Here is a 12,596-nt window from a genome sequence, read left to right on the forward strand (position 1 = left end):
TCCCCCTAACCACTTTTCCCCCTTTATTGACAGAATCTTAATAGTTTTGAAAATTTTACGACAAATCCATTGCTATTCTTCATTATATTTGTGGTTATACGGACAGTAAATTGGGGAAATTTAGCATAAAATAAAGAAAAAAATTTGTCATATTTTGTTAAATTTTTGGAGTAATCTCCTTTTTTTATTGTTTTATATGAGTATTTTATAGGAATGGGCTTGGGGGAAATTGCAACTTCTTATTCTATAAATTTTGATAATTTCAATTATTTGGATTAAATTAGTAATTCTTAATCTAATTACTCAAGTAAAGAACATAAAGAAAGACCTCTCAATTTTTTTGAGAGATCTTTCTTTATGTTCTTTATAGAATTAACTGTTTGACTAAGAGTGCCTATTTTTAACCTCTTTCACAAATTTCCATGTTTGTCCTTCATCTTTTGATTGATAAAGTTCGCTACTATTACCGTTATAATCTCCATCTGAACCTTGACCAACTAGCATACTTAAAACTCCGTCCATCTCAAAAGGCATACTCGGGGTATCAAAAGGTTTTATAGACTGTCCATTATTCAACTTTACTTCATGAGGTGAGTAAATTACTTTTTTGAAAGAAATGCCTCCATCATCCGTACGATATAAGGTTCCTTCATTACCAGAAGGATTAACTGCTCCTAAAAATCCGAGCTTGTCATCCAAAAAGACTACTCCAGAGGCGCCTCCTACTGTTCCGCTGTATGGGTCATTATTAATAACAGTCCATGTTTTTCCACCATCCGTTGTCTTACTTAATGAATAAAATGTGCTTCCTAATGCTTTATCAGCAACATTTAATTTATATCCGACCTCTTTAGATAGATAAAACTGTTCATTAGTATTCTTTAATTCATTTTTCTTTTCGTTAGAGTTTACTTGATTTTGAGTAGTAGATGGCTTACTCCAACTTGGATTACCTATTAAGTTATATCTAACAGGTGTGATCACTTTTTCCTTTCCAGGGACAAATAAAGATACTGTATAGCCAATTATTTCAGAACTTGCTTCTTCTAGACTATATTCTTTTCCATCCTTATCAATATTAATGATGCCATTTGTATTGTATCCCCAACTCCTTTTTCCGTAATAGACCAAACCATACTGATTCTCGTTCCACTTACTAACGGTTTGTTTAATCGGAATATCATTTACTGTTTTAATTAAAGGTTCTACTAGTTTATCTTCATTATAGTCAGGCTTTGCATATCCGTTTAATCTTATAGTAATATTTTGTGATTTATTTTCCTCATAAATTATTAGGTAGGTTTCTTCTTTTCCATTGTCATTTTTCCCATGGATAAATGTATATAAGGATGTAATTTTTCCATCTGAATTAAATTTAATTGAAAAATTATTGACTATATATAATTTTTTTGGCAAGGTAATTTTTTTATTTATATCTTCAAATATACCTTCTACTCCATATTTATAAATATTGTTATGTTCAAATTTAACTGACCTTTCATTCTTTAATCGCTCGATATACCAAGCGAGTTTACCACCAAAATTTGTTGCACTTTTATAAATATTTCCCCCATAAAATAATGTAATTGCTATAAAAATAATAATAGAAATAGATTTCCATACTCTTAAATCTATTAGTTTAGGTTTATACTCACTATTTTTTATAATCTTTAATGTAGTAAACACAATAACTGATATTAAGATTACTATAGATAGTAGTAAAATAGGAAGATTCTTATTCAGGCTTCCATACTTGCATATTGAAGCCAACTTTTGTCCAAAAATCCAGTATCCAATTATGAAAATCGGATTTAATAATAATGAAATAAGTATTCTTTTTACGTTTCCCCTCAATATGTAGATCACCCCTAACCGATTTTAATTATCTATATTGAGTATACTTTGTTTTTTTAGGTTTTTGCATGATTCGTGATTACCATGTTATACATGGTGCTAATAAAACCTGTACCTATGTAAAAAAGCACACCATCATGAAAAATGGAGTGCTATTTCTTAATTATACTTGATTAAACAATCAAATGATTATGTTTAGGCATTCTAATTATCGTCTTAAATAAGTCACCCGATGATATCAGTAAAATCTTAATAACCTATTAATGTAAATCTTAAGATTTTCTTATTATTTAAATAGACTTCCTGTTGAAACCTACAAACTCACACTACTAAAAAAAGCCTCTCAGTTTTCTGAAAAGTTTACTTTGTCATTCATTATTAATAGAACAAAAGAAAACGATGGAAAATCTATTAGGGATTTTCCATCGTTTGTGATTTCAATTATTTTGTAACTTTGTATGTTTTAGTGCTTGTTTGTCCTAAAGCGTCTTTGACTGTGACAGTGATAACTGTATTTTTCGTTGGTTTAGTAATCTTCACAGTGTATGTTCCATTAGAGGTTACATTTACAGCCTTGTAGACTTTTGTTCCTACTTTTACAGTTACCGTACAGCCTTTTTCAGCCTTACCTGTTACAGTCGTAGACTTAGTCGTTACTGTATTGATGGTAGGCACTGCAGGTATTGCTTTAATAGTGAACTTAACTGTAGTCACATTATTATTCTTATCAGTTACGACAAGTGTGTAAGTTCCTGCTACTTTAATAGCTGTACCACTTACAAAAGTCTTATTATTTAACAAAGCAGATTTGATTCCAAGATTGTCACTGTATTTAACGATTGTTCCAACCTTGTAAGTTTTACCTGAAACAACACCAGAAATGACTGGTTTTGTTTTGTCAGCGGCAATCTTCTCTAATCCAGCAATGATTGATAAGCCAGATGTGACTTTGTTGTAGTTAGTAACTAGCTGTTTCTGATCAGCAGAAAGCGCGTTGTAAGCAGTTTGAGCTGCTATATATTTGGCTTTATTTGCAATCGTTGGTGTTAGTGAATTGATTTGATCAATCACTACTTTAGCGGTTGCTTGGTTCTCAAGACTTGTAATCACATTTAGTGCTGTCGTTAATTTTGAATAGTTGGTTACTAACAATTTTTGTGCTGATGTTAGTCCATTGTACTTTGATTCTGCAGCATTTACTGCTTCTTTATCTTTCAATGTAATCGTAGTCGGTAATGCATTAATCGCTGAAATGACATCATTTGCAGCTACTTGATCTGGATGAAGACTGACCGTTACATCGAATGTCGCTGTTTTTTCACCAACTGTTACTGTAATCGTCTGTGTTCCAACCTTCGAAGGGTCGAACCCACTAATATTCGCCATTGTGATCGTTTGAAAACGTGTGTAAGTATCTGAATAAAGTCCGCTCACTCGTAAGCCCGTTATATCTAGTTCCTCACCAACAATATAATCCGTTTTGTAAGGTAGTGATGATACAGAAATGCTTGATAATGTTGCTGCTTCTGTTGGATTCCATGTCACAATAATCGTTAGGATGTTATTCATTGGACCAGAACGAACAACAGAATCGACTACCCCACCAGTTACACCCGTTACAATTGGATTTTCTTTAAATGAATAGCCAGTTTCTGCAGTATAAACATACTTTGTTTTGTATGTTGTTGCGCCTGCGTAGTTTCCGCTTGCTGCAGACCATGAAGCACCATCGTTTTTAGACCATGTGACAGTTGGTGTTGCAGCTAGTCCAGTTGTGACTGTGTTGATTCCGTCCGCCATTTCCTCTCCCGCAACTGGTGCTGCTGTTCCAATTGATACACCATCCACAAATTGCAATGCACCTGTTACAGCCCACTTTACATCTATTGTTAGAGTGTCACCGTCCCTGTTCACAGATGATGGAATGACTGAGTACGAAACTACTGCTGGTGATGGAGGTACAGTAATATTTGTTTTAGAGATGGTTGAATCAAATTTAAACCCTCTGTCTGCCGTATAAACATACCGAGTCCAGTACTGAGTGACTGGTTGATAAAGTCCATCTGTGTCTTTCCAAGTCACTTTATTATCAGTTGACCATTTGACAACAAGCGATGTGTTATTGACTTGGTTTAAACCAGCATCCATCACTTCTCCGACTTTCGGTTGAATGGTGTTAATCGTGATTGGTTTTGGTAACGATGGTAATTGACCATTCGACTTAAATCGCTTAATGTCAATCAAATTACCTTTAGCATCGTAAAATTCAAATGAAGGATTACTGTATATAACAGTTGCGCCATTATTGGACAGTTTAATCGGCGCTAAAACCCAAGTAATGTTTCCATTTGACACGATTGAGTTAGCAGTACGATTAGTGTCATAGCTATCTAAAAGCTTTCCATCAGAACCGATAAATTTTGCACTTACTGTACCGGCTGGTGCTTTAAAGAAAACTGGCACAGATGCATAACTTTGACCACTAGGAATGTCACCTTCTAGGTAATCACCTTTCCAGTTGATTATTCCTGAACCTGCAACTATAGAATTAATACTCATTTTGTTTCCTACACCCGATAAATCCATATCAGAAGGAAGAGGCGTATTATCAGGTGGTGTTGTTGCCGAAATATAGGTATCAGTTTTTAAAAAATTTGACCCCGTCAACAAACCATCCGATCTGAATTTCTTTGTCGTGATGACACTGCCATTTGCATCGAAGAACTCAATTCTCGGCGCTGTATACGTTTCGATTTTGCCATCGTTGGCTAGCGTAATCCCAGCTAAAATATAACTGATATTTCCACCAGTCACGACAGAAAACGCAAGATCATTCGTATTGTAACTCTTTAATAAACTACCATCCGAGCCGTAATATTTAGCACTAACTGTGCCTGCTGGTGCTTTAAAGAAAACTGGCACATTTGCATAATTTAGGCCAGCAGGAAGATCACTTGGCAGATAAGATCCCTTCCATTCAATGGTTCCAGGTTGACCTGTAATATTTGACGTTCTAATCGAATTAATACTGATTTTGCTACCGACACCTGATAAGTCCATTTTTGCGATGTTTTCAGGTGTCGCACCTGCAGTTGATGCGTTAGTCGTTACATCAGTTGTTGTGAAAACGGATCCTGGTACATAACCATCTGACTTAAACGTCTTTGTTGCTAACGCAGATCCATCTTGATCCAAAAATACAAATCTAGGTGAAGTGATTTTTTCAACTTTCCCCTGACTGAATAAGGTAATAGGGACTAAAATATAAGTGATGGTATCATTTGAAACGACTGAAAATGCTGTATCAGATGTAGTATATAACCTCTGTAACGCGCCATTCGAATCATAATATCTTACACTTTTTGTGCCTGCGGGTGCTTTAAAGAAAACGGGTGCATTTGCATAATCTAGACCAGCAGGAATGTCACTTAATTGGTATGAACCAGTCCAAATAAGCGTACCGTCTGATGCAATATTAGGAAGGCTTACTTTCCCAGTTCCAACGACACCCGATAAATCCATATTTGATGTTGCACCAGCCGGTTTGGCTGTTTGAAATTCACCAAGTGCAAATGGTTTCGGCGTTAGCTCATCAATTCCTTGTGGTGTTACTTGTGCGGCATGTGCTGCAGGAACGAATATTGCAACTGGTGTAGCAATTGTACTAGCCAAGAGCATCGCACTTAAAGGTAGTGCAACAATTTTGCTTCTCCAAACTTTTTTGATTTTTTTACCTAGCATTTTCAATCCCCCATATTTAAATTTTAATACTTTAAAAGATTGAGTTACGTGATTCAAAAAAAGGAAAATTTCTCATAACGAGAAATTTACCTTTTCTTATGTGATTAAGTTACTAAGTTACTAATTTATTAATTTATTAACCTTTGCAACTAATGCAGTTCTTGTTTTTGAATCAAAAATACCCGTTTGTTTCAAGCCGCTCGCTTTTTGAAGCTTTTTGATTGCATCTGTTGTTCCTTTACCCAATTTACCGTCTACAACTAACTTACTATAACCAAGCTTGTTTAATGTTGCTTGTAGGAATTGAATACCATACTTCGTTTTTGCCTGTTCAACAGAAGGAATATTCGCTTCAATTAACCATACTTTCTTACCATTTACGATAATAGATGGAATAGCAGCCCATTTTGCATAAAGTGTCACATCTTTTGTTACAGCTTTTTTGAAGTCATATATAGTTGTGTAGGCTGTGCTTGTATACCAACCTTTAAATACATAACCTGCTCTTTTTGGATCAGCTGGTTTGGTTACAGAAGCATTATAATTTACTTTCATACTAGCAATTAGGCTTCCACCTTTTGTATCAAATCTCACTGTTGACTGAATAATTGTCCACTTCGCATAAAGTGTGATGTTATTCTTTACTTTTGTCGAGAAGTTGTAAGCTGTTGTACAAGCTGAATTTGTATACCAACCGCCAAATGTATAACCTACTCTTATTGGATTAGCTGGTTTTGTTACAGCAGTATTGTAATTTACTTTCGTACTACTAATTAAGCTTCCACCTTTTGTATCAAATCTCACCGTTGACTGAATAATTGTCCACTTCGCATAAAGTGTCATCGTATCTGTTACAGATGACGAGAAGTTGTAAGGTGATGTACAAGTTGAATCTGTGTACCAACCACCAAATGTGTAACCCTCTTTTGTAGGTACCGCTGGCTCAGTAGCCGTTCCAACTCCCTTAATTGTTTGACTTGTTACAGCACTACCACCAAGTGAATCAAATGAAACAACGTATTCTTTTATTCCTGTAGTTGCTTTCGCAACGTTTGAAATTCCCTCATTCAAACCGCCTGTTACGTTCAATCTGAACTGGTAAGAAACACCCATTTGCAATCCAGTTACTTTTGCACTATTCGAGATCGAAGTCACTTGTTTCTCTGTGTTTGCAGCACTCCAAGTCAATCCATTATCACTCGATTGTTCAATTTTCACTTGCGTTGCACCAACTGGAGTCAACCAGTTAAGTGCTACTTTATCAGATGTTACTGAAGCGCTCTTTAATGTATTGATCTCCATAGGAATGTTTAATTCATTCCAAATATCTGAGCTGTATTGACCATCAACCATTTCCTGCGGAGTTAAAGTTGAATCAGCATTTTTTTGATATAGATTCTTATATAAGACTTCCATATCCTTTGCGTCTACTACATTGTCACCATTTAAATTTTCAGGAACGTAAAGGATAGTAGCTGGTGCATTAGTTTGACCAAACTTATCAGCAACCTTCTTCACGTCAAGAACATCGATGACGCCATCTTCATTGACGTCTCCCGCTAGAGACATAGGTTGTTTCGATTTTATATCTGTGGCGATTATGCCAATTTGTTCTCCAGTTGAAGACGTTTGACTTAATTTAATTTTCTGTACACTCTTCAAATGATTCGGTGCTTCAATGACAATCTCATAATCATCATTAGACAATGGAATATTTCGAATGTTGAAATAGCCAGAAGGAGAAATTTCTGATGCTTGATATTTTTCTCCAGTTGATGATTTTGCATAAATGTTTACTTTATTTCTTACATCACCTTTAAATCCTTCTATTAAATCGACCACATTAGAAGACACAAATGAATGGTGATTATCCACTGAAATCTTCCTTGGATCTAATGTGACTTTAAAACCGAATTCATCTACACCTTCAATATTAATCGTATATTGACCATCCGGCATGTCGCTTTTCGGATACCACTTTAACCCATAAAGCGTGTCCTTATTTTTGAATGAAGTTGAATCAACTACCTTACCTTCTGAATCTTTCACATTAATTGCCCAATCAAGCTTCTTTAATGCAAAAGAAGAGATGCTAATTGGTGATTTCTGATTGACAACAACAGGCGTATCTTTCGTAATATTTGTTCCATTTCCTTCATAATAGGTTGAATTAATCAACATTTCAGGAGTATTCACATGTTTTCCATATTCGATATAACTAAAGTTATAAGCGTTATCAATGTTTCGAATCGCTACGCTTTCTGGATTTGAATCTAAATCAACTGAGTACGTTGATAAGGTATGACTTGATGTGGCAGGGGCTTCTACTCCAGTAACCTGTTTACCGTCTACATAGACGATTCCACCCATATAACCGCTACCGTTATCATTGTCTTTTGCATCCCACTGTACCTTGTATTTCGTTATGCCATTTTTAGTGAATGGCGTCACTCGAAGATTGCTAGCAACAGGGGCACTTGCATCTACTTTGATTGGCATTTTGACAACCTGTGGTGTTGCACCAGCATTGTCTAATGTTGTTTTAATGACCATCTGATAGTCGCCATCTGGAACGATTTTTCCGGTTTCATCTGTCATATCCCAGTATTCATCTTCTAATTTGTATGCATAGTCACCTGCATTAAAAATGTTTTTGGTGAAACGGATTGAATCACCTTCTTCATCTACGTAATTACTAAAATCTGTGATGTATTTGACACGGTTTCCATCCTTATCTTCTACATATACCTCGGCTTTGCTTAGATTTCTCAAGGCTGTGAATGACACATACGGCCCATAGATTGTTGATCTCGGTGATTCTGCAAGTCGGTCGGTATTGATTTTCCCGTTCACATACCCCATCGGTGTGTCCTCTGAACGTTGATCCCAAATCGCCGTATACCCTAAGTAATTATCACTATTTCCATAAACTGGTGCATCGATATTCTTTAGAGCATTCCAATCCCCAACAAATCCCATATATGGGACAGTTAATTGAGGGATGTCTTGATTTTTTGGCACAAGGCGAACGAAACCTTCAAGGAACGAATTTGGTTTGATATTTGTCGCATTTGTTAAATCAATTTGGAAGTTTAGCGTTTGCTTCGACCCTTTATCAACATGAACTGTAATGCCGGATGTGTTGGAGATTGGATCTCCGTACAGCGTTACTTTTGCACCTGTAACTCTCGTTGTCTTCATAGTTAACGAGTCTTTGAAATGATCATTCGTTCCATCATGATCAAGATCGAATTGATTACTTTGTTTCTCATCTGTTAACACATCAATATAGGCAGTATAATCTAATGTATCTGGTACCGTTTCGCCATTTAAAGCTTGAAGCGTTAAGTTAAATTTTGTTGTATTCCCCTTAATTTCTTTCAGTGCCACTGCCCCTGCTTTTTCAAGCGTGGTGTCACGGTTATAAACAAGAGCTGGCGTTTCGATCGCTTTATCAATCTGCATCATCCCTGCGCCTTGTCTTCTAGGTGAGTAAGGCGTATTTGTTGTGCTAGCTGGATCAGTCAGAATCTTTGATGTATTCATCAACATGATTTTCGCTTTCAGCGCCGTTGCCATGTCTTTCTTTTCGCCATTCTGTTTTAATGATTGAAGAACTAATGCAGCTCCTCCTGCTACGTGCGGCGAAGCCATCGAAGTACCACTGTACGTATCATACTTATTATCTTTAACGGTTGAATAGATATTTCCGCCAGGAGCGGTAATTTCAGGTTTAAACGTTAAGTCTTCTGGTGTTCCCCATGATGAGAAATCAGACATTTTTCCTGAAATCGGGTTTTTGACCCAGATACCATCATGGGTGAAAGACATTTTTAGTTTTTCGCCATTTTTTAGTCGATCAATAATCTTGTTCCCATCGACAACACTTGTTGTAACGATTGGAATGCCATCCAAATAAGTCGCTTGTTGTGCATAGTCTGAAGTTGATCTTAGAATAACGGCAGCTGCACCTCGAGTGGCTGGTCCCGTTTGATAAGAACCGAAGTTTTGAATCGGACCGTTATTGTTTAAGACAACAATCTTTCCTTTCACATCAATTCCTGCCAATTTAAGGTCGTTGAAATCCGCTGTTGTCCCTTGATTTGCATACACTAAATCATACTCTTTGTCCGAACCTAACGCATCAACCATATCAGCGTTTAGTTTCTGGTAGCCAAAAGTTGATCCGTCAGACAGTTTCATCTGATTGATTCTGATTTGATCATTTTCATACGATGCAACTTGAAGTGCATAAGGACTATTACCCGGTGAACCGACTAATCCGATATCTGGATTATCCGCATAAGGTGTAGCAGATTGCGGGAATCCCAAGGTGTTATACGTGCTATAAAAAGAATTACCAGCCGCTGCGACGACGACAACACCTTGTTCAACAGCATTTCGAATGGCTTTTTCGGTTGGAGCGATTGCTTCATCCGTTGATCCTGCTGGTGTTCCTAAACTTAGATTGATAACATCTGCACCCATCTCGACAGCATGTTGGATCCCTGCAATGATGTCATCCTCAGACGCTCCGCCACCTGCATCAGGAAATACTTTTTCCGCAAGGATTTGCGCGCCTGGTGCGATCCCGACAACGCCGTTGTTGTTTTCATCACCGTTTGCACCTACTGTTCCTGCGACATGCATTCCATGGGCCTCTTCGCCTGGCATCGGATCGTTATCCTTATCAGCCCAGTCATACCCTGTTGGGACTTTATCCGTGAAAAATTGATCATTTACCGGCGTGCTAGCTAGTTTATCTTTTAGATTGTCACTCGTTAAACGAGCTTGTTGTTTCCCTTTTTCAGTTAGTGTCATATCATGGTGTCGATAATCCACTCCAGTGTCGACAACCGCTACAACCATGCCTTCACCTTGCAAATTGTGCTTTTCCCAAGCCTGTTGTGCATTCACCATTGATTTGCTTGAAACCATTTCATGTTCATATGTTCGCGCTACGTGAACACTCGCTACGTTTGGTAATTTCTTAATCGCTTTTAGATTCTTATATTCTGTTTCAATACTAACGCCATTAATCCCAATGGAATAGTCATGGCGGACCTTACCCTTGATGCCTTTTTGACGAATGTCTTTCTTTATTCTGTCATGTGACTTTTTAAATTCACTTCTTTTACCTTTTTCATCTTTTGCATTTTTGGCAGGCGCATCTTTTAATTCAACAATGAATCTCACTTTTTTGTTTGGATCAATTGTTGGATCAATGCTTTCCTCCTTTGATTTCTTCAATGCCTTATACATACCCGTTGGGTCATTCTTTTTTGCATTACCAAATAGAGGTGATGCAACAGTTTTTTCCTTTGGCGTTTCGCCACTCAGCACAAATCCTGAATGATTTTCTGTCGAAGCTTTAGCTATGGGTCCGCTAGCATATGCTGGAACACCACTTGACATTAATATTGCAGCTGCAGATAGTGCAGCAATACTCTTACTTGACCGTAGTCTCATTTCTCTTCTCCCCCTTAAATGATAAAATCTTATATATCTCTAAAAATTTCAACAATTTTCTGACCATTCTAAATTATACTTGAGGGCTATCTGCACAGTAAATTGGGGAAATTTCATGTAAAATGATAATAAATTGGGGATAGTTTGATAAAAAATATAGAATAATCTACCCTTTTTCCTTTGTCTTACTTTGATTTTTATAAAAAAAGAAGTTGGGGGAATTTCCTGCAAAATGATAATAAATTGGATATGCTTCAATAAAAACTTAGAATAAACCATATTTTTCCTTTGTTTTACTTCATTTTTTCGAAAATAGAAGTTGGGGGAATTCGTCCTCGGTATATTAAATTTTATAGATACAACTCTTTTTGAATAATTACAGTTTATTGAACAAGCTAGAAGCACATTAAAAAGACCTCTTCAGCAAACTGAGAGGTCTCAAAAAAATATATGGGGTTATTTTAGAAATTCTGTATATTATTTTTTACTATCAAGAATTTAGATAAAATATTTGACAATCATATTTGCTATACAAAAACACTCGGTAAATATGATTTGTGTTTCTCTTCTAAATCCTTACAATTATGTACCAAATTTTACAACTGACTTCTTCCCTTTTATCCTCAAATTCGCCTCTATTTATGGTAAGGTTCATTCCTGTTAATCCTAAAAGCTCGATAGATCTGCTCCACCAATACCAATTTCATTAATTGATGTGGAAAAGTCATTTTTGAAAATGACAGTGTATCATCCGCTCTTTTCATCACAGCATCACTTAGACCTAATGACCCACCAATCACAAATGCTACTTTGCTGTTTCCATATGTGGCAAGTTGATCTATTTTTTTTGCTAGTGATTCGGACGTATGTTCCTTCCCCTTAATTGCTAATGCAATTACATAAGCGTCTTCTGCTATTTTACTTAAAATTCTTTCGCCTTCTTTTTCCTTAACGATTAACATGTCTGCATCGCTTAAATTCTCTGGTGCCTTTTCATCTGGCACTTCGATTATGTCCATTTTTGCATAACTAGATAATCGTTTTATGTATTCATCGATCCCCATCTTTAAATACTTTTCTTTTAACTTTCCAACACTGATAATTGAGATATTCACACTATATCCTCACTTTACAAACAAGTTATCCACAAAAGTTATCCACATACCCACATTTTCTATCCACATTTAGTGGGAGAATCTATGTTCGATACAATATATATGGCATCATTTTGACAATATTCACAGGTTGTGGATATATTGTGCGTTTTTTCGACTTTATTCAACAGTGGTGTTTCACTATACTTATCCACAAAATCGTCAAGAGCCCATTCTACATGCTCATCACAGCTTAAAATTGTTTTTTCCACTTATACACAGCTCCTTTTTTTAGCACATAAAGAAAACTCGTCGATTGTCGAGCCTCTTAGGCGAAGTCAGAGGCGTAGTTGCACTTATACTTACTTCGCAAAATTGACGACTACGTCGAGTTCCATTCCTAATGCCCAACTTATTATTTTTTAACGAAAAAAAAGG

The 12,596-nt window shown here is 36.3% G+C and carries 5 protein-coding genes; all 5 read right to left on the reverse strand.

Annotated features, from left to right (window positions below; translation table 11 throughout):
- Window positions 1-384: 384 nt before the first annotated feature.
- Window positions 385-1,857: a WD40/YVTN/BNR-like repeat-containing protein gene (locus MY490_RS21850; RefSeq protein WP_432707100.1), complete on the reverse strand. Its 1,473-nt coding sequence runs from the start codon at window positions 1,855-1,857 to the stop codon at window positions 385-387.
- Between the two features lie 438 nt (window positions 1,858-2,295).
- A complete protein-coding gene (locus MY490_RS21855) occupies window positions 2,296-5,595 on the reverse strand; it encodes a bacterial Ig-like domain-containing protein (RefSeq protein ID WP_248267513.1) in 3,300 nt (1,099 codons plus the stop codon).
- A 120-nt stretch (window positions 5,596-5,715) separates the two neighbouring features.
- Entirely contained in the window at window positions 5,716-11,064 is a 5,349-nt protein-coding gene (locus MY490_RS21860) for an InlB B-repeat-containing protein (RefSeq protein ID WP_248267514.1), read from the reverse strand.
- A 635-nt stretch (window positions 11,065-11,699) separates the two neighbouring features.
- On the reverse strand, window positions 11,700-12,179 hold the full coding sequence (rlmH, locus tag MY490_RS21865) for a 23S rRNA (pseudouridine(1915)-N(3))-methyltransferase RlmH (protein ID WP_248267515.1): 480 nt from the start codon (window positions 12,177-12,179) through the stop codon (window positions 11,700-11,702).
- A 59-nt stretch (window positions 12,180-12,238) separates the two neighbouring features.
- Complete coding sequence (locus tag MY490_RS21870; RefSeq protein WP_114344968.1) at window positions 12,239-12,430, reverse strand: CxxH/CxxC protein; 192 nt, start codon at window positions 12,428-12,430, stop codon at window positions 12,239-12,241.
- Between the last annotated feature and the right edge of the window lie 166 nt (window positions 12,431-12,596).

Source organism: Gottfriedia acidiceleris (assembly GCF_023115465.1).
In the GTDB taxonomy this organism is placed as follows: Bacteria; Bacillota; Bacilli; order Bacillales; family Bacillaceae_G; genus Gottfriedia; species Gottfriedia acidiceleris_B.